We start from the raw sequence: 18,462 nt of genomic DNA on the forward strand, positions 1-18,462 counted from the left end.
CCATTCAGGAGACGACACCATGCAACACGCGGTCAACGCCGCCGGGCGTTTGGACAGGCTACCCATTTCCCGCTTCCACTGGAAAATTCTCGGCCTCATCGCCGGCGGCGCATTCCTCGACGCCTTCGACATCTATCTCGCCAATGGCTCGGTCGCGGCGATGGTCAAGGAGGGTTTCACCGACCTTCACCACGGCGCGATGTTCGTGTCGTCCACGTTCGTCGGCATGATGCTCGGCGCGTTCGTTGCGGGCTGGCTCGGCGACCGGCTCGGCCGGCGCTATTCGTATCAGCTCAATCTTGCCGTGTTCGGGCTCGCGTCCATCGCCGCGTGCTTTGCGCCCAACATCGAATGGCTCATCGGGCTGCGCTTCGTCATGGGTCTCGGTTTGGGCGCCGAGCTCGTCGTCGCGGCAGGCACGCTCGCGGAATTCGTGCCGCCCGCCACGCGCGGCAAGTGGGTATCGCTGCTTGCCATCATCACCAATAGCGGCCTGTTCGCCGCGCTCGCGGCGGGCTACTGGGTCATTCCGCATCTCGGCTGGCGCTATATGTTCGCGCTCGCCGGCGTGGGCGCGCTCGTCGTCTGGTTCCTGCGGCACCGCATGCCGGAGTCGCCGCGCTGGCTCGAATCGGTCGGCCGGCTCGACGAGGCGCAAGCCACGCTCGCGGCAATCGAGCGCGAGGTGAGCGACCAGGTGGGCGAGTTGCCGCCCGTGCAGCGCGCCGTCGATCTGAACAAGGGCAAGGTGCCGCTCGGCGTACTGTTCGCGAAGGACATGCGCAGCCGCACGGTCGTGGCGGCGCTCACGGCCGTTGGCGTGAATGTGGGCTTGTACGGATTTATCGCATGGCTGCCGACGTTTTTCGTTGCTCAAGGGCTCTCGGTCGTCAAGTCGCTCGGCTTCGTGTTCGTGATGTCGGTGGGCTCGCCGGTGGGCGGCCTGATCGGCTATCTGATCGCCGATCGCGTGGGCCGCGCACGTGGCATCCTGATCTCTTCGGTCGTGAGCGTCGCGCTCGGCTGGGTCTATGTGACACTGCGCGACCCCGCCGCCATCATGCTCGCGGGCTTCTGCCTCGTGAGCGCGATCTACACGATCTGCACGCTGGGCCTGTTCGGCTACATTCCCGAGCTGTTCCCCACCGAAGTGCGGCTGCGCGGCACGGGCGTAGCCGGAACGGTCGGGCGTGCTTCGTCGATCATCACGCCGTGGCTCGCGTTGCTGCTGTACGAGCGATTCGGCGTGTCGGGCGTGATCGCGATGGTAAGCGGCGTTCTTGCGGTGCTGTGCGCGGCCATTCTGGTGCTGCGCGTGGAAACGAGCCGCGCCGCGCTCGAAGACATCAAGCCTGAAACCGGCGATGCGCGAGAACTGGAGAGCAACGCCGCAGTCTCGTGCGGTACCGAGGGGCGCTGAGCATGTCTGGCGGGGCGCTTTGCTTGCTTCGGGTTAGGCCACGCGAGCGCCGGCCTGCCAGCACGCGGCCAACTTACCAGCGCAGCAGCCGCGGTCCGAGCCACGCACCCAACGCAGCAGGCAACAGCATGCCGATCGCGTACCAGATGCTCCAGAACGCCGGGCTCATTTCCGGGCAGTGCACGCAATAGGCGATGGTGGCCAGCCCGCTCGCAAAGAGGCCCGCAGCGGCGCCCGCAAGGCGCGGGCGCGTCGGCGCGAGGCCTCGCGCGGCCCAGAACACCGCCACGAAGGTCGGCACCGAAAGCAGCAGGATGTTGAACGGACAGGTGCGCCACGACATGCCGAGCACGAGCGGCACGCGCTCGGCGGGCGCGGCGGCGCCCAGCGTGAGCCACCCTGCCAGCCACACGCTAACGAAGGGCACGGCCGCCAGCGCCCACGCATAGCCGGCGCGCACGCCCGGGCGTCCCAGCCGGCTCACGACCAGTGAGGCGGTGAGCGCCACGGCAAGCGGGAAGGCGAGCTTGGCCCAGAAGATCGGCGTTTGCGCCACGCTCATGAGGTCGGGCCGCACGCCGAACACCATCATGACGATCGCGAGCGATCCGGCCAGCCCGAGCGGCAGCGCGCGCGCGAAGCGGCGCAGGACCGCCTTGTGATCCACACGCACGACACCCGTGGAAAGCAGGTTGATGAGATCGTCGGTTTTCATTGCGCCCCCCGGATACGCGCGGCGAGCGCCTTCAGGCCACGGTGGATGCCCACCTTCACGGCCGACTCCGAGAGCCCCGTGAGCTGCGCGGCCTCCACGACCGAACGTCCTTCGAGCTTCACGTGAACGATGGGCAGGCGCTGCTTGTCGGGCAACTGGTCGAGCAGCTTGCCGATGTCGCGGCGCGCTTGCGCCGGCTCGTCGTCGGCGGTGGCGAACAGGTCGGTGTGATCATCGAGAGGGTCGTTCAGCGATTCGCGGCGCGAGCGCGAGCGGAAAAAATCCATCAGTTTGTAGCGGGCGATGGCGTGCACCCAGGCGGTCAGCGGTTCATCGGAACGCCAGGTGTGGCGCGCGTTGTGCACCGCGAGCAGAATCTCCTGCACGAGGTCTTCCACGTCCTCGTGCAGTTGCGGGATGCGGCGGCGCAAAAAGCCGCGCAAATGCCGCGTGAGTTCCTGGAGGAAAAGGCGGTAGGCGTCGGCGTCGCCTTCGAGACCGTCGACGAACAGCGCTTTGAGACGGATTTCCGCGGGATGCAAAGGGCGTCCTGTGTGCTCCGGCCGAAGGGATGGCGCCCCAGCGCCAAGCTCCGCACCCGCAGTGAAGCTTGCGGCAGGCTTGCACGCGGCGGCGCCGGGATTGCCGCCGTCCAGCGCGGGCGCGGTCGACAGAGCGTAGCCCATGCCGTCCACCGCCGCAATAGCGCGGGCGGCGCGGCCCGCGCCACGCGTCCGCCGCGTGTCTCGCATGTCGTGCTCATCGGCCTGCATCCATCCCGCCGCTGTGTCCGCCCAGCTCACGCTTTCGTTCTCCGCCAATGAACCTGCACGCGCACGCCTTGCGCCACCCACCACCCGCTTGCGGGTCCGTTCAAGCTAATTCGTCGCCAACGCTCAACGGGTTACATCCCGCGCGAATTTTCATGCGGCATGCGCACTGCAGCCATGTGGCCCCAACGAAGGCACGCTCCGTGGATCTTTGCAAGGGGCCACGCGCGCGGTACTTTAGTGCTGATTCCCGATCAATGGTGTCGCGCAAACGGAGCATGTCAGGCATGGCAACGAGAACGAACGAGTACGAACAACCCATCGGCGTTGCCCTATCCGGCTGGACGGCGCGTGAGCGGCCCGCGCGCGTGAGCATTGAGGGCGCGCGCTGCCGCCTCGAGCCCATCGACGTCGAACGGCACGCCGCCGACCTTTTCCATGCGTACAGCCAGGCCACCGACGGCCGCGACTGGACCTACCTGACGATCGGCCCGTTCACGGATCTCGTGTCGTATCGCGCGTACCTCACGGGCGCGGCGGCCTCTGCCGATCCACTGCATTACGCCATCGTCGACCGGGCGAGCGGCAAGGCCGTGGGCACGCTCTCGCTCATGCGCATCGATCCGTCGAACGGTGTGATCGAAGTCGGCAACGTCACGTTCTCCCCGCTGCTCAAGCGCACAGCGCTCTCCACCGAGGCACAGTATCTGCTCATGCGTTACGCATTCGACGAACTGGGCTACCGCCGCTACGAGTGGAAATGCGACAGCCTCAATGCGCCCTCGCGCCGGACCGCGCTGCGACTCGGGTTCCAGTTCGAAGGTATTTTCAGGCAGGCCATTGTTTACAAGGGGCGCAGCCGCGACACCGCGTGGTACGCCATCATCGACAAACACTGGCCCGCTGTGAAACGCGGGTTCGAAGCGTGGCTCGACGCAGGCAACTTCGACGCCGAAGGCAATCAGCGCGAATCGCTTGCGCGCTTGCGAGAGGCGCAAGCCCACGGGTGACCCGGCGCTCACACACGGCGTGCATGTTCATGTCACGCCGTGATACATTGGTTTCTGCACGTGTTGTCGAAGTCGATGCACGACGGGAGACACTCGACGTACGCGGACCCAGAGCCATGCTTGACATGCGCATGGTGTTCCGCCGGCTCCCGTTGGATCCCCCCCCATACAGGAGTCCATGTCATGCCAGTCTCTCGCCGACGCTTCATGATCATTGCCGCCTCTGTCGCGTCGACCACGGTGCTTTCCACCGAGTCGCGCGCCGACGCCCCGCTGCTCTCCGAAAGCGATCCCACGGCCCAGGCTCTCGGTTACAAGGAAGACGCCACCAAGGTCGACAAAGCAAAGTTCCCCCGCTATCAGGTCGGGCAGACCTGCGCCTCTTGTCAGCTGTATCAGGGCAAACCCGGCGGAGCGACCGGACCCTGCCTCGCCTACGGCGGCAAGCTGGTGTATGCAAAGGGGTGGTGCAACTCGTACGTCAAGAAAGCCTGATTTTCAGACCTGACGCTCGCCGGATACGTGATGGATCATGAAGGAGGTCCATCGCGCCGCCTCTCTTCTGAAAGGTGCAAATACAACGGCATCCTAAGTAACTATCAGAAGCTTGCGTGTTTGAGAAACCGGCCCTGCGGGGCCGTTCGCCGTTTACTTGGTCGCTCCGGTGGAGCAGTACTGCGCGAAGTTCGCCTCGGATGCGGCAAAGCCTTTCTGCTTCGCGAGTTCCCAGGGGCGTTCGCAGCGTTGCGTATGTTCGCACCACGAATAGCCTGCGGATCCGATGCACCCGTGTGCGTCGCGATCTGCGCCGACCGCATTCGACGAGGGTGTGTAACTCGCAGCACTGCAAGCACCGAGCAAACACATGGCCGCGCCAAGACAGGCGCGAAGCAGGTTTCGAGGCATGAATGAACTCCGGTAAATAGGTACTGAATGCCGGCGGAGTCTACCAACGCCACACCGCGGCCGGCATAAGCGGTTCCTTTCAGTTTATTTTCAATCAGTAAATCTGATTGCGACGTTCAATTTATTGCGTTTCCCTTAAGCGTTGCCATGCGGCAAAGTGTCATCTCCGCGACTGGAGTGATCTCCGTGAATCAACGCATTGACCCGTCCCTACTTGCCCCGCCCGATCTGTCGTTCGCGACGCTGGATTCGGGCGTCGTTCTGCCCTACCTCGAACGGGGCGCAGGCGAGCCGCTGCTGTTCGTGCATGGTTCGCTGTGCGACTACCGCTACTGGGCGCCGCAACTGGACGGGCTCGCGAACGATTTCCGCTGCATCGCGCCAAGCCTCAGCCATTACTGGCCGGCCGCCGACGCCTGCATCCAGGGCGAGTTCGGCTGGGAAAGCCATCTGCACGAACTGGCCGATTTCATTGTCGCGATGGGACTCGAGTCGGTGCATCTGGTCGGTCATTCGCGCGGCGGATCGATTGCGTATCACCTTGCGCGCCGCTATCCGCGTCTGGTGCGCACGCTCGTGCTCGCGGACCCGGGCGGCCCGCTGCGCCGCGTCGAAGACGACGCCGACGTGCTCCCGCCCGCCACCAATGCGCTGCGTACACGCGCGGCCGACCTCATCGAGCGCGGCGATCTGGAAGAAGGGCTTGAATTGTTCGTGGATTCGGTGAGCATGCCCGGCGCCTGGCGCAAGAGCCCACATGCTTTCCGCGAAATGGCCATCGCCAACGCCACGACGCTGCCCAAGCAGTTGCTCGACCCGCTGCCCGCCTATATGCGCAGCCCCGCAGCCGACGTCAAGTGCCGCACGCTGCTGATCGACGGCCAGCGCAGCCCGCTCATGTTCCGCAACAACGCGCAAGCGCTCGAAGAGTGGATCGACTTCGCGCAGCGCATCACGATGAAAGGCGCGTCGCACGGCATGAACGCCACGCACGCCGATCTGTTCAATACGCACGTGCGCAACTTCATCACGCAAGGTTGATGCACGGCTGCCCCCGGCGACGCCGGGGTTCATTTGGCAAATAGCTGCCCGATGTCCTTGAACGCCTTGAATTCGAGCGCGTTGCCGCACGGGTCGAACAGAAACATGGTGGCCTGCTCGCCCACCTGCCCCTGAAAGCGGATATACGGCTCGATCACGAATTGCGTGCCGAACTCGCGCAGTCGCTGCGCGAGCGCTTCCCACTGCCCCCATTCCAGCACCACGCCGAAATGCGGCACCGGCACGTCATGCCCGTCCACCGCATTCGTATGCGCGTTCTCCTGCGAAACGGTTTTCGGATGCTCGTGAATCACGAGCTGATGGCCGAAAAAATCGAAATCGACCCACTGATCGCTCGAACGGCCCTCTTCGAGGCCGAACACGCGGCCATAGAAATCACGCGCAGCGGCAAGATCATAGACAGGAATAGCCAGGTGAAACGGGGAAAGGCTCATGCTTGACTCCATGCTCGGCATGCAACAGGTTTTAGCGTTTGATCGGGCCATCATAGGCGACGCCGTTTAAAAATAAAATCAATATATAATTTCGTCATCCACAAACGGAATTTGTGAATGATCCGCGAGTTGAAGACGTTGATCGCCGTTACCCGCGAGGGTACGTTCGCTGCCGCCGGCAACCGGATCGGTCTCACGCAGGCCGCCGTGAGCGCACAGATGCAACGCCTCGAAGCCGAACTGGGTTTCGCGCTGTTCGACCGCGAAGGACGCACCGCGCGCCTGAATGCGCGCGGCCAGCAGATTCTCGTGCAGGCGCAGGAAGTGATCCGGCTCTATGGCAACCTGAGCGCCGTGACCGTGGACCCGGCCGTGGCCGTGCGAGTCAATATTGGCGCAATCGCCTCGGTGCAGCGCGCGTTGCTGCCCGACGCCCTGGCGGCATTCCGCAAACAGTGCCCCGGCGCGAGCACGCGCGTGATTCCGGGTGTATCGATGGAACTGCTCAACCTCGTCGATGCGGGTGAAATCGAACTGGCCGCCCTCATCCGTCCACCGTTCGCACTCCAGAGCGATATGCGCTGGACGCCGCTTGCGCAAGAGCCGTATCGGCTCATCGTGCCGCGCCGCATGAAGGGCAGCGACTGGATGGAGCTGATCGCCACGCAGCCTTATATCCGCTACGACCGCGCTTCGTTCGGCGGCAGGCAGGTCGACCGTTTTTTGCGGCGCATGCAGTTGCCCGTGCAGGACGCGTGCGAGCTCGACGAGTTGGAAGCCATCGTCAAGCTGGTAGAGAACGGCGTCGGCGTGGCGCTCGTCCCGCAGACTGCCACGTATACGCGCTGGCCAGCCGGGGTGCGCGCGCTTGACCTCGGGCATCACACGTTTCACCGCGACGTGGGCATCGTGCATCGCGACGCGAGCCAGATGAGCGAGGCGGCCAGGGTGCTGCTTAATTTGCTGGAGAGGGAGGCGAAGGGAGCGCGTTAGTGCGGCTGCGCGTTCGATTGCGCGCGGCCGAACGTCGCCTAATGCCTGCCCCTCGCCATTTCGAATTGCGCGGCAAAGCCAAAACGCGGAGCATGTGGGCTCACGCAGATGAAGTCGCACATGAACTATCCCGCAGCCGTCTTTGCCGGCCCGATTCGCGATTACCCCGGCAGCCGCCCGAGCGCAATCGCCAAGCGCGCAGTGAACGGCACGCTGATGTTGACCGAGCAGGGCCTTGAAGGGGACGAGCATGCGGAGCCCGGGATTCACGGCGGCCCCGACCGCGCGCTGTGCCACTATCCACGCGAGCACTACGCTCACTGGGCGTATGAGTTTCCCGCGCAGGCCGGGCAATTTTCCGCGCCGGCCTTCGGGGAAAACCTCTCTACCGTCGGGCTGACCGAAGAAAACGTCTTTATCGGCGATATTTTTGGCTGGGGCGAAGCGCTGATTCAGGTCACGCAGCCGCGCTCGCCTTGCTTCAAAGTGAATTTTCACTTCGACATCGAAGACCTCTCGCAGCACATGCAGAACGCGGCGCGCGTGGGCTGGCTCTACCGCGTAATTGCTGCCGGTCGCGTCAGCCCCGATGCACCGCTGGAACTGGCTTCTCGCGTCAGCAACGTTTCCTTGCGCGACGCCGCCGCCATCGCCTGGCATTCGCCGTTTAACGACGAACAGTGTCTGCGGCTGCTGAGCGCAGCAGGACTATCGGCGAGCTGGACTCGCACCCTGCAGAGGCGGCGCGTCAGCGGCAAGATCGAAGACTTCTCACGGCGCCTTTGGGGTGGCGCGCGACGTTAATGCGCGGACCATTTCAGAAGATCCACGGCACCTGCCTCCGGCTATCGTCGACAGCGCCGGCGCGCCGCATGGAAATTGATCCGATAGGTCGTGAGGAGACGTCCATGAAGAACGCGTGATCTAAGTGCGCGATATAGCCGCAGATCGTTAAGTTTCGCGATTAGTACACCGATATATTCGAAGCCAGCTTCCTACTCGTTCCATATGCATTCGAGTCCACCAGGTCGCTGAGACGGTCCACAGGTGCCCTGTTAAACTACGCTGTCGCACGCGCCGTCTCGCACGCCTTCGGCCTGCTCATTCCCCGAGTCCTCGTCACCGCATGATCGCCCCGTCCTCCATTGCCAGTGTGCTCGCCCAAAAAGGTGTCGTCGCGGACGAGAGCCAGCAACGGGCGATCGACGCACTATGCGTGTTGCTCGACGATGAACGCGCACATGCTGACGAGGTGCAGTATCGTGGCGTCTACTGTCACGGTCTGCCTGGTCGCGGCAAGAGCCTGATCGTCGATACCCTCTATGCGCTTGCCACGTGCACGAAGCGGCGGCTCCATTTTCATCAGTTCATTCGCGATGTGAACCGTCTGCTCGTGCAGGCGCCCAAAAGCGACGACCGGCTCGGCGACGTCTCGCGAGCATGGCTGAAGGACATCGAACTGCTCTATTTCGACGAATTCCATGTGCACGACATCGCCGATGCGTTCCTGATGGGCCGCTTTCTGGAGACGGCGCTCGCATGCGGCACGCGCATCGTGCTGACGTCGAACTACAGCCCGCGCAGTCTGCTGCCAGACCCCGAGTTTCACGAACGCTTCGAACCCACGATCGAACGAATCGAACAGCATTTCAAAATCGTCACGTTCGATGGTGAGCGTGACTATCGCGAGCAAAGCGATGCCAGCGGCGCGGCAACCATCGAGCGGCGTTTTTTCGCGCCACTAGAAGGCACACGCGAACCGCTGTGGGAAATTTTTGGCGAATACGAAGCGCAAGCAGCCGTTCATCCGACTACCATGGAAGTGGCTGGACGATTGCTGCCCGTCACGGCGGCGGGCAAGCAACTGGTGTGGGTCGACTTCGATGCGCTGTGCGGCGCGCGCCGCTCGCATCTCGACTATCTTGCGCTTGCCGAGCGCTGGCGCGGCGTCATCGTCGATCGTCTGGAGACGGAGATGCTCAAGCGCCGCGATGTACTGCAGCGCTTCGTGTGGCTCGTCGATATTTTTTACGACCGCAAGCATGCGCTATTCATCGCCTCTGATCAGCCGATTCGCGCGGCGCTCACTGGACTCGACGGCGCGCACGATGTTTCTCGCACCACGAGTCGTCTAGCCGAAATGCAATCGCGTGGCTATGCGAGCAGCCTCGTGCGCAAGCATCTCGCCGCGCCTTCACGTGAGGCTCTCGACTTGCGGTGCGGTTTCACGCGAACTGCAAGCGCGGTCCGCAGACTATTTCCACCTGGTGTACAGTCCGTCGGACTTCGACACGACACGGACACACTGCACAATGGACGCCCTCTCCCGCTTCAAGCCCGTAGCGCTCGAACATGCGAGCCGCCTCATTAATCACGGCCCCACGGTGCTCGTCACAAGCGCGGATGGCGCGCGTCGCAACGTAATGGCCGCCGCGTGGTCGATGCCGGTGGAGTTCACACCGCCACGTATCGCGATCGTGATCGACAAGAAAACTTTCACGCGCGAACTGATTCAGGCGAGCGGAACCTTCGGCATCTGCGTGCCGGGCGCGGCTGCTATGGATTTGACCTACGCGGTCGGAAGCGTCAGCGGACGTGATGCCGACAAATTCCGGCGTTTCGATATCGAAGCCGTTCGTGGGCCGGTGCTCGGCGTGCCGCTGCTCGAAGCGGGCTGCGCCGCGTGGCTGGAATGCCGGCTCATTCCCGAGCGACACACCGAAGACGCCTATGACACGTGTTTCTGCGAGGTGGTGTCGGCAGCGGCCGATTCACGCGTGTTCGACCGGGGTCACTGGGTGTTCGATAGCGGCAACCGCGACCTGCACACGATCCATCACCTCGGTGCCGGGATTTTTGCTTTGGCCAGCGATGCCATTAAGGCGCGGGAGTTTGCTGGATAAGGCATAGGCAACGGTAATGCGCATGCGCCGGCCTCTGACATATTACAAAATACGTATTGAACGATACGGCTCTGGGTTAATTTTTAGAACTTGTCGTGTGAGTGCCTCGAGGAGCGCGCTTTTGGGGTCGGGAAACGCATTTTTCCGTGAAACATTATGTCCCGTGGGTGCCTGCAATGCGCTGAAACCACCGTGCCATAAGGATTTCGTAGATTTCCCGGAATTTCATTGAATGTTTCACGGAACGGGGTGAGCGGGTTTGCGGAATTAGCGAATACCTCCGTAACCCCACCCTGAAGAAGGAAGCTCTTATAGCTTCGCTTGGGGACGCCTCCGTTTTTGTCTGCGCGAGCAGCGGTGACGTCTGACTATTTGCGTGGCCCGACGAACTTCTATTTCAAATCTTTGCAGCAACGGATTGTGAGATTTGAACTCGCATCAAGTTGCGCTTCGCGCTGACGAGCGAACCCCCACATCGGTGTATTGCGGATGCGCCATCATGCTGCATAGCCCGTTGGACGGTTAGTTGCATTAATGATTTGCTGTCATGGCATGTGGTAATTAGCCAGGCTGGGCATAGCCTCGACTGGCATGAGGCTTTCTACTCGGGCATAACTCGATAAGTCGACAGACTACGCCCCTGACTCTCCCGATACTGAACTGGCTCCCTGACTCCCTGATGAAAATTTGATCGAATGCGTCCCGATACGCTTACACCCGCTCACGATCGAACAGGCAATTCTCACTCTTCCTGCGGACATCTCATCTTCAGCAAGATCACTGAGCCAGCCCATCTCAGCGTAGCTCAGTGACAGCATCAGATGCCTCGCTGTCGCCGCAAATTGGCGAGGCGAGATCACTCGACGCGCACAACATTACCTCCTGCCCAGAATGTGTCGAGTGGACACACATTCGCGAACGGCGTGAGTTGCGTCGCGTCGCTGGATTTGCCCGAGGCCACTTCCGGGTATCGTGTCTCGCCATACCCGAGTACGGCCTTCACATAAGACGTCGTTGCTTACAGGAAGGCAGGCAACGGCCTCCGCATTATGCGGTGTGTCGAGTCGACACTTTTTTTGCGCGAAGTCGTAGCGATATCACGTGATGCTGGATGCGTCGGGCGAACATACGTCTTTGGGCGCACGGAATTATGCACGCCGACGTGAGTGGCCTGTGTGTCGAGTCGACACACCAATCGCACTCTGTGCAAGGTAAAAATGGTGTGTAGGCAGCGCTGTTGGCTTCGAACCACCACCGATCGAATTGGGCATGCTCGCTGCTGATTTCCACGTGTCGCGGCAGCGCAGCTGAGGGACATTGAACCAGGGCTTGCTCTGTGTGTCGACTCGACACACAGCCGCCGTTCGATTGCGCGTCTGGCACTCGGGAAAGAGTTGAGCCTCACTGGATCGACCTATCCGGTTTCCGGTGTTTGGCGAGTGGCGCTTGGGCCATCATCATGTGCTGCTGCTATCGACTTGATGTACACGGCCGCGCCCAACAGAATCGGCCACTCGGATCTGAAGTATCGTGTGTCGACTCGACACACATTCGCCACGACTAACACAGCATCACGGAGATACAGCCACGCGCGCCGCCCATAATAGTTCTCATCCGAAAGCCGCCAGGGGGACACGAGCGATCTTTCCTAAACAACTGTGTCGAGTCGACACAGTTGTTCACCACCAGGATTGGCCACTCCACAGCCAAAGTTCGGTGTGTCGACTCGACACACCAGGAGCCGGCCCATAAAAAAAAGCCCGCTTGCGCGGGCCTTTAACACCATCGAACAACCTGGAAGTCATCCTCAGCCGGGCTTCACATTGAACAACTGGCTGATCAGTTCGCGAATCTGCGTCTCCTGTGCATCTGAAAGAACGCCAGTCTTCAGCTTCACGGTGAAGCTATTCGTATCCTTCGTGATGCTGCCTGCGTGGCTCTTGCCTGAGAAAATCTTCTCGATACTCCGCTCCGAAACGCTCTGCTCGCTCTCGCCGCGATCCGATTGCGCACCAATGGCTGCAGCCAGCTTCCCTTGATCAAGCGTCCCTGCCACGACCGCCGGCCAAAGCTCGCGCGCTGCCTTCAAACCTTGTGCACCGTGCTTCTTGAGCGCTGAAACGATTTCGTCCGCGGCGGATCCGCCAAGCAAGCGAGGATTTAGATCAAGGTCACGGCGAATAAAGTCGGGAAGCTTCTCGAACGCGAGGAATCGATACAAGCCTTTGCGCGACATGCCCAGCGCCTCCGCCATCCGCGTGCGCGTCGGAAATTCCCGCTCGGCGCGGCGCAGCGACTGGCCAATCTCATAATCAGTCAGATCTTCGCGGCCCACGTTCTCGACCAACGCGAGCACGGCCATGTCCTGATCCGAGCACTCGATCACCGACGCACGAATCTCTTCCTCGTGCAGTAAAACGTGCGCCCGCAAACGCCGCTCACCGGCAATCAACTGATAGCCGTTGTCGGCGCGCCGCACGACAACCGGCTCCACCAGCCCCACTTCGCGAATTGATTCAGCCAGCGATGCAAGACCCTCATCGCTGAAAATCTTGCGTGGCTGCCACGGGTTGGGCTGAATCGCACTGACGGGAAGCATGAGCTTGTCGCTTGTGCTTTCGAGTTCCTGGATGCGCTGCTGGGCCACGGCCAGCGCCCCCAGCATTCCCGGGCCCGTCTTGAACGCGCTGCTGCGGCGTGGCTCCGGTGCAGCGGGCACAGGCCGTTCGGTCGCCTGGCGCTCCGAAGCAGAGCCGAGCTCGGCGGTCTTGGCCGCCATTTTGTCGCGAAACGAGCTCATTTTCCGGCCCTCCATTGCTCTACATAAAGATCATCGATCCAGCGCACGTAATCGGTGAGCGGCTGCCGAACGCGCGCGACGGTCTTGTCAGCGAGATCGCCCTTGCTGATATCGAACACGGTGGCCATCGCCAGAGCACCATTACTCATAGCCGAACTAGCCGGCACTTCCACGGCGCTGACCCAATCCTTGTAGGTGCGCTGCACCCAGGAGCGAACCACAGGCGCCGACGACGTCTTGCCATAATCCACTTTCGACAGCAGCACCGAAACAAAGTCGTAGGTTTTTTCGTCGCCGCGCTCCATGATCGTGTGCGCGAGATCGGAGAAAAGACTCCAGAACGACACCGAGCTGATGAAGTCGAGGCTCTCCGGAACTAGCGGCATGACCATGGCATCGGCGGCCATCAGCGCGTTGATGGTGAGGTAGGACAGCGACGGCGCGGTATCGAGGATGATGTAGTCGTAGTGCTGACGCAGTGACTCAATACCTTGGCGCAGCAAGTCCCAGAACTTGAAGCCGGGATTCTTGATGACGGTGCCGGGAATATGGAACTCCGCCGAGAAGAGCGTGGGGTGCGCCGGAATGACGTCGAGCCCGTCCCAATAGGTCGGCTGCACGAAGTTCCGCAGGCCGCCTTCCATCTGCGGATCGTAAATGAACGGCAGGACCGTGCTGTCCTCCGTGACTTCTTTTTCCGCATAAAGGCCGCAAAGCTCAGTGAGTGATGCCTGTGGGTCGAGGTCGATAAGCAGCACCCGCCGGCCGCGCAGCGTCAAGCCCTGGGCGAGGCACATCGTGGTGGTGGTCTTGGTGGAACCGCCCTTGAAGTTGGCGACCAGAATGACCTTGCCGTCGGCATCGCGCACGCCAGTATGAAGTGGCGTTTGATAAATATCCGAAACCTGCTGGACCCACGTGCGCGCTTCAGGCAAGGTAAACACCCGGCTGCGCCCCGAGCCTTGGGCCTCGCCTTGTGGCAGGCCCTCGCGTGTAGCGAGCAGATTGTTGAGCTTGATGCGGTCGATGCCGCACAGTTCGGCAACTTGCGCGGACGTGAATGTGGGCGCCATCTTTCGCGGCTTCGGCGCCAGCATCATTTCCCGAAGTTCTTCTGATAGTTGACCGGCTTCCTCTGCAAACTGCGTGACCGCAGAAAGGTCGACACGCCGATCAATCGATGGAAATTCGATAGTCTTTGCCATTAATACGCTTTTCATCGGAATTTAGATAAAGCGTAGAATACAGGAAAAGCGTATCGAAACACACTGATTGAGGTCGATTTTTAAAAAAATCGACCTTTTTATTTGCGCTATGACGGGCTCCGGAGCTTCGGTCCAGCCTTGCACCCTCATCAGGCCGCCAGGCCGCCTACGCGGCATTTAAGGGCATTCCTGCCGATTTGCCTATTTTTTAAGCATGCGCCCGCCGGAATTCTCTCGGTTCTGATGGAGATCGCGGCACCCTTTGATTCGCAGCGCTGCGCGGACATTCCTATAAGCAGACAAAATCTTCAGAGGTCACGATTTTTGTGCACCTTCGCTAATCCGCGAAACGACAGTAACCGATTCGGGTTTCACAGTAACGGATTTTGTGCACGCACACGAGATTCAACGACCCCAACACTGAAAATTGACACAAAAACCGTTACCCAATCCAACACCCGCCGCAACAGGAACCGCGCAAGCGCTGAACTGCACAAAAAACGTGACTATCGCGCAGTCCCGGAGGCAAAGATCTCCGCGAACGCAGACAAAACGACGGTAGCCGCCGCCTCAAGAAGATGGGCGAACGCCAAAGTCCCCAAGAGTCAGCACAAAAAACGTTACCGGCCGTCGCCCCAAACTAGCGTTCGCGTCCATGGCGGCCCATCACACGCGCTTGCACATTAAACGTTGCCTCCTCGGACTCCCTCTTCTGCACAAAAACCTCCACCTTCGTTCCTCCACCCGCTGTTTGCACAAAAAACGTTACTGAGGAGGGCATCGGGAAGAAGAAATTCAGCAGCGGACGCCGTCCTCCGGCCGGCCGCACACAAACCATTACCACCAGCGCGAACAGGTGCACATAAACCGTTGCCCTCGATGATGGCCAAGTACGGTTTGATCGACCGGTAGCACAGCAAATCCTCGAAAATTTGCGCTCAAATTCCCCATTGGCGAGGGATCCTGCGGCTTTTCCTATAAGAAATACGCCCGTGTGCCCTCAGCCAATTTGCGTAAATTTTTGCGCGAAGCGTCTTTGCTGCTTGCGGTTGGTTTGTTTACTTAAACAAAGAAAACCCACTAACCCACTAACGAACGCCTCCGAATCCTTTGTCTTCAAGGACTTGCTGCTGAAAAGCACCGGTCTATGTGCAGAAAGCATTGGTTTATGTGCACGAGGGTGATGTTTTTTGTGCTGGGGATGGAGAGGTCTATGTGCAATTCGGCACGTTTTTTGTGCGGACCCTTCAAAGCCTGCCGTTTGAGGTAACGGTTATTGTGTTGACTTGTGTTCGGGGAGTGATAGAGTCGCGGCCAATATCGACGGAGAGCACACGAATGTCGGAGGACAGCGGACGCAGGACGACCACCCAGCAGATGTCGCTCGGGTTGTTCGAGGAAATGTCCGGCCAGCCTATCAATGAGAGCACGAGGGAGATCGGCTTTCAGCGCAACAACGTTTTCGTTGCGATCAACGGGCTCGGCCTGTCGTCGCGACGTTTTATCGATGCCGCCTATTTCATCGCGGCCCAGGAACCGCTGCCGCGCGAGATCTACGACGTCGACCTGAACTACTTCAAGTGGCTCATGCGCTACGAGAGCCGCAACGTGCGTCATCTCCAGAGCGTGATCAAGGAAGCACAGCGGGTGCTCATCGAAGTGACGGACACGCCGCCCGATCGCGCGCCCAGCGAAGAGGACCAGTGGATTTCCGAGCAGTTGATGGGCAGCGTGAAGATCGGCAAGGGGCGTATCCAGTTTCGCATCCCGCCGCTGATGCTGCGACACATCACCGGTCCGGACAAGCATCACTGGCTCAACCTGTGCATCACAGCCGCCTTCTCGCAGACTTTCGCGCGGGCAATCTACGACTACGTGCTGCCCTACGTGAGCGCGGGCTTTACCGACTGGATCGAGCTCGACGTCATGCGCCGCTGGCCGGGCAAGCTTGGATCGAGCGCCTCGGAGTTCAAGCACTTCCGGCCGAAGTATCTCGATCCGGCCGTGCGCCAGATCAACGAGCTCTCGGACATCGACCTGAGCTACGAAACACGGGCCGACTCCGAAACCTCGCGCAAGATCAACAAGATCCGCTTCCGGCTGAAGCGCAAGGACACCGTTGCGGCCATGCTGAGCCGTCAGCCCGACGCCCACGACCTGCTGCTCACGCTGAAGGAGGAGTTCGGCCTGAGCAACAAGCAGTTCGATGTGATCGCCGAGCATCGCATGAGCTGGACCGACGAGCGGATCCAGCAGGCCATCGAATACACGCGTTTTCGCCTCAATCAGGGCAAGGTCACCAAGAGCCCGGCGGGCTACCTGATGAAGGCGCTGAGCCACAACTGGCAGGTGTCGGAGGCCGAGCGCAAGATGGTGGCGATCCAGACCGAGCGGGCGGCGGCCGAGAGCGCGGCGGAAACGGCGAAAGCCGAGGCCGGCAGCGCCGTGAAGCAGAGCATCGCCGCGCGCGACGAAGAAGCGCGCGCGCGCCGCAACGATGAAGTCCAGCGCGGGCGCGAGCATTTCGAGTCTGCCGACGAGAAGACCCGCAAGGAACTCGTGCGCCTGTACATCGTGTCGCAAGCCGGCAAGCTCATGCTGCGTCGCCTGAAGCTCGAAGCCTCCGCGTTGTCGGACGCGAATATCCTCAGCCATTCCGATCTCGCGTGGTATTTCGGGCAGTTCGTGTACGCGAGACTCAAGCAAAGCGCCGCCTGAGGCACGCCGCGATGCGCGGCATTGGATTCACCGCCAGTTGCGGCGGCCTCCGGGGTAATGGCGGCAATCGCGTGATTTATATGGATTCCTGATCAAATCGTCGATGTGAATGGTTGCTTTACATCGGCGGGTTCACACCGCTAAAACAAGTGCACCCGCGGCCAATGCTCCCAGCATGGTGCCGCGGCAGAGCGGGGCGCCGCAGCGGCAGGCATAGTCGCGTTGCGCGTCGTCGTCGGCCTGCTGCTCGATCTCGAGCGCGTAGTCGATGAAGAGCTCCTCGCCGGGTGCGATATCGCGGATTGCCTCGATGAACACGCGCCCGTTTCCTTCGACTGCCTCGCAGTTCGCGGCGCACGCGTGATTGAGCCAGCGTGCGCCATTGCCGCCGCGCCCGCCGTCGATCACTCGCCCGTCAGACAGGCCGAACAGGAAGGTGTGGCCCGAGTCGCTGCGGCGCGCGTTCCAGCGCGCCGCCTCGCGCCACGTGGTCACCATGCCCTTGTACTCGAAAATGCGCTCCCCGGCGCGCAACGGAAGCAGCGCGAAAACGCCTTTGCCATGCACCGGCGATTGCCGGACGGTCACACGTTTCATAGTCGTCGGAACGTCGCGGAGGGGAAGACGCCGAGTATATGCCGAGAAAATGTCGGCGCGTACAGTGTGACGGTGGCCTGGCCGAGCAATTCCATCGTCGTACGCGATGCGGTAGATTGGCGTGGCGCTTGCGAACCCGCTTGCCCCCTTCGGAGAGCCTGATCGATGCATCGAGATGAAACCCGCGATTCCGCGCCGGAGCGCAAGCACGCGGACGCGCAGCATGACGCGCGCGAGCTGCCGCCTTCGCTCGTGCGCGCGCTGGACGGCGAGCACCTCGAGACGCGCGCGGACGAAGCCTTTCGCCTCTCGACCGTGGGCGCCGATGGCTGGCCGCACGGTGCGCAGCTAAGTGTGGGGGAAGTGCTGGCGCTCGACGCGCAAACCCTGCTCGTGGCGATATGGCCGCGCTCGAACACCGCGCAGAACATGCAGCGCGACGCACGCCTCACGCTCACGCTGGTGCATGACGGCGCGGTGCTGGAGATACGCGCGCAGGCAAGCCTCGTCGCCGAGCATCAGACCGCACTCGACCTCAGCGTGTTTCGCCTGCGCGTCGAGCGTGTGGACGTGCATCGCGCGAAATATGCCGAGGTGCTGAGCGGGGTGACGTTCCGCCTGCACGAGCGCGAGAAGGTGATAGCGCGCTGGCGCGAGCAGATCGCGATGTTGCGCACGCACGCCCCCCAGCCATGAGCACGACTGTCACCGGCTGCCTTTAAAGGGCGCCGCCGCGTCGCCGCGCGACGCGACCTGCAGCAGGCGCTTGGCGGCGCGAATCGCGTCGGGGCTGCGTTGCGCGATTTCACGCGCGGTGGTGAGCGAGAGGGCCAGCGGATCGTCGGCCATGCGCGTGGCGAGCCCGACTCTCCAGCCGCTGAAAGTGAATTTCACATTGCGGGATATGCGGGAAATTTCCGGGGTGAGAT

Annotated in this window: 17 protein-coding genes and 1 pseudogene; 10 read left to right on the top strand and 8 right to left on the bottom strand. The window is 61.6% G+C overall.

Annotation, left to right across the window (positions count from 1 at the left end):
- Positions 1 to 19 precede the first annotated feature (19 nt).
- Positions 20 to 1,420: an MFS transporter gene (locus P5W99_RS28810; RefSeq protein WP_421027261.1), complete on the top strand. Its 1,401-nt coding sequence runs from the start codon at positions 20 to 22 to the stop codon at positions 1,418 to 1,420.
- A gap of 73 nt (positions 1,421 to 1,493) precedes the next feature.
- Here the strand turns inward: P5W99_RS28810 and P5W99_RS28815 are convergent, their stop codons facing one another.
- Together P5W99_RS28815 and P5W99_RS28820 are read right to left on the bottom strand one after the other, a co-directional pair.
- On the bottom strand, positions 1,494 to 2,135 hold the full coding sequence (locus P5W99_RS28815) for a DUF1109 domain-containing protein (RefSeq protein ID WP_421027262.1): 642 nt from the start codon (positions 2,133 to 2,135) through the stop codon (positions 1,494 to 1,496).
- Positions 2,132 to 2,677 (bottom strand): sigma-70 family RNA polymerase sigma factor, encoded by a 546-nt coding sequence (locus P5W99_RS28820; RefSeq protein WP_035533777.1) that lies wholly within the window; start codon positions 2,675 to 2,677, stop codon positions 2,132 to 2,134. Before P5W99_RS28820 ends, P5W99_RS28815 begins: the two co-directional genes overlap by 4 nt.
- Positions 2,678 to 3,192: 515 nt before the next feature.
- Here P5W99_RS28820 and P5W99_RS28825 point away from each other — a divergent pair.
- Both P5W99_RS28825 and P5W99_RS28830 read left to right on the top strand, forming a co-directional pair.
- Positions 3,193 to 3,906, top strand: a pseudogene (locus P5W99_RS28825) (GNAT family N-acetyltransferase); the annotation flags it as partial.
- A 192-nt stretch (positions 3,907 to 4,098) separates the two neighbouring features.
- The gene (locus P5W99_RS28830) at positions 4,099 to 4,410 is read left to right on the top strand and encodes a high-potential iron-sulfur protein (RefSeq protein ID WP_421027263.1); all 312 of its coding nucleotides are present in this window, start codon (positions 4,099 to 4,101) and stop codon (positions 4,408 to 4,410) included.
- 153 nt (positions 4,411 to 4,563) lie between these two features.
- On the opposite strand, the gene P5W99_RS28835 is transcribed toward P5W99_RS28830, so the two are convergent.
- Positions 4,564 to 4,821, bottom strand: coding sequence for a hypothetical protein (locus tag P5W99_RS28835; RefSeq protein WP_434664605.1), 258 nt, complete (start codon positions 4,819 to 4,821; stop codon positions 4,564 to 4,566).
- 186 nt (positions 4,822 to 5,007) lie between these two features.
- Between P5W99_RS28835 and P5W99_RS28840 the strand changes: the two genes are divergently transcribed.
- Positions 5,008 to 5,862 (top strand): alpha/beta fold hydrolase, encoded by an 855-nt coding sequence (locus tag P5W99_RS28840; RefSeq protein WP_421027265.1) that lies wholly within the window; start codon positions 5,008 to 5,010, stop codon positions 5,860 to 5,862.
- A 29-nt stretch (positions 5,863 to 5,891) separates the two neighbouring features.
- Here P5W99_RS28840 and P5W99_RS28845 read toward each other — a convergent pair whose 3' ends face one another.
- Positions 5,892 to 6,317, bottom strand: a complete 426-nt coding sequence (locus P5W99_RS28845) for a VOC family protein (RefSeq protein ID WP_035533721.1) — start codon at positions 6,315 to 6,317, stop codon at positions 5,892 to 5,894.
- Positions 6,318 to 6,434: 117 nt separating this feature from the next.
- On the opposite strand from P5W99_RS28845, the gene P5W99_RS28850 reads away from it, so the two are divergent.
- The 4 genes from P5W99_RS28850 to P5W99_RS28865 all read left to right on the top strand — a co-directional run bounded on the left by P5W99_RS28850 (position 6,435) and on the right by P5W99_RS28865 (position 10,213).
- Complete coding sequence (locus P5W99_RS28850) at positions 6,435 to 7,310, top strand: LysR family transcriptional regulator (RefSeq protein ID WP_434664608.1); 876 nt, start codon at positions 6,435 to 6,437, stop codon at positions 7,308 to 7,310.
- A 120-nt stretch (positions 7,311 to 7,430) separates the two neighbouring features.
- On the top strand, positions 7,431 to 8,114 hold the full coding sequence (gene yiiM / locus P5W99_RS28855; RefSeq protein WP_421027267.1) for a 6-hydroxyaminopurine reductase: 684 nt from the start codon (positions 7,431 to 7,433) through the stop codon (positions 8,112 to 8,114).
- 322 nt (positions 8,115 to 8,436) lie between these two features.
- Positions 8,437 to 9,681, top strand: coding sequence for a cell division protein ZapE (gene zapE, locus P5W99_RS28860; protein WP_434664609.1), 1,245 nt, complete (start codon positions 8,437 to 8,439; stop codon positions 9,679 to 9,681).
- Positions 9,623 to 10,213 (top strand): flavin reductase family protein, encoded by a 591-nt coding sequence (locus P5W99_RS28865; RefSeq protein ID WP_421027269.1) that lies wholly within the window; start codon positions 9,623 to 9,625, stop codon positions 10,211 to 10,213. Before zapE ends, P5W99_RS28865 begins: the two co-directional genes overlap by 59 nt.
- A gap of 1,807 nt (positions 10,214 to 12,020) precedes the next feature.
- Here the strand turns inward: P5W99_RS28865 and P5W99_RS28870 are convergent.
- Both P5W99_RS28870 and P5W99_RS28875 read right to left on the bottom strand, forming a co-directional pair.
- A complete protein-coding gene (locus tag P5W99_RS28870) occupies positions 12,021 to 13,013 on the bottom strand; it encodes a ParB/RepB/Spo0J family partition protein (protein ID WP_421027270.1) in 993 nt (330 codons plus the stop codon).
- On the bottom strand, positions 13,010 to 14,218 hold the full coding sequence (locus P5W99_RS28875; RefSeq protein WP_421027271.1) for an AAA family ATPase: 1,209 nt from the start codon (positions 14,216 to 14,218) through the stop codon (positions 13,010 to 13,012). The genes P5W99_RS28870 and P5W99_RS28875 overlap by 4 nt, the downstream gene beginning before the upstream one ends.
- 1,338 nt (positions 14,219 to 15,556) lie before the next feature.
- Between P5W99_RS28875 and P5W99_RS28880 the strand changes: the two genes are divergently transcribed.
- A complete protein-coding gene (locus tag P5W99_RS28880) occupies positions 15,557 to 16,936 on the top strand; it encodes a replication initiation protein (RefSeq protein ID WP_421027272.1) in 1,380 nt (459 codons plus the stop codon).
- 132 nt (positions 16,937 to 17,068) lie between these two features.
- On the opposite strand, the gene P5W99_RS28885 is transcribed toward P5W99_RS28880, so the two are convergent.
- A complete protein-coding gene (locus P5W99_RS28885) occupies positions 17,069 to 17,533 on the bottom strand; it encodes an SET domain-containing protein (protein ID WP_421027273.1) in 465 nt (154 codons plus the stop codon).
- Positions 17,534 to 17,698: 165 nt separating this feature from the next.
- Between P5W99_RS28885 and P5W99_RS28890 the strand changes: the two genes are divergently transcribed.
- On the top strand, positions 17,699 to 18,229 hold the full coding sequence (locus P5W99_RS28890; protein WP_421027274.1) for a pyridoxamine 5'-phosphate oxidase family protein: 531 nt from the start codon (positions 17,699 to 17,701) through the stop codon (positions 18,227 to 18,229).
- 9 nt (positions 18,230 to 18,238) lie between these two features.
- On the opposite strand, the gene P5W99_RS28895 is transcribed toward P5W99_RS28890, so the two are convergent.
- The gene (locus P5W99_RS28895) at positions 18,239 to 18,382 is read right to left on the bottom strand and encodes a hypothetical protein (protein ID WP_434664610.1); all 144 of its coding nucleotides are present in this window, start codon (positions 18,380 to 18,382) and stop codon (positions 18,239 to 18,241) included.
- Positions 18,383 to 18,462: the final 80 nt, after the last annotated feature.

The sequence above is a fragment of the Paraburkholderia sp. A3BS-1L genome (genome assembly GCF_051125215.1).
Taxonomy (GTDB): Bacteria; Pseudomonadota; Gammaproteobacteria; order Burkholderiales; family Burkholderiaceae; genus Paraburkholderia.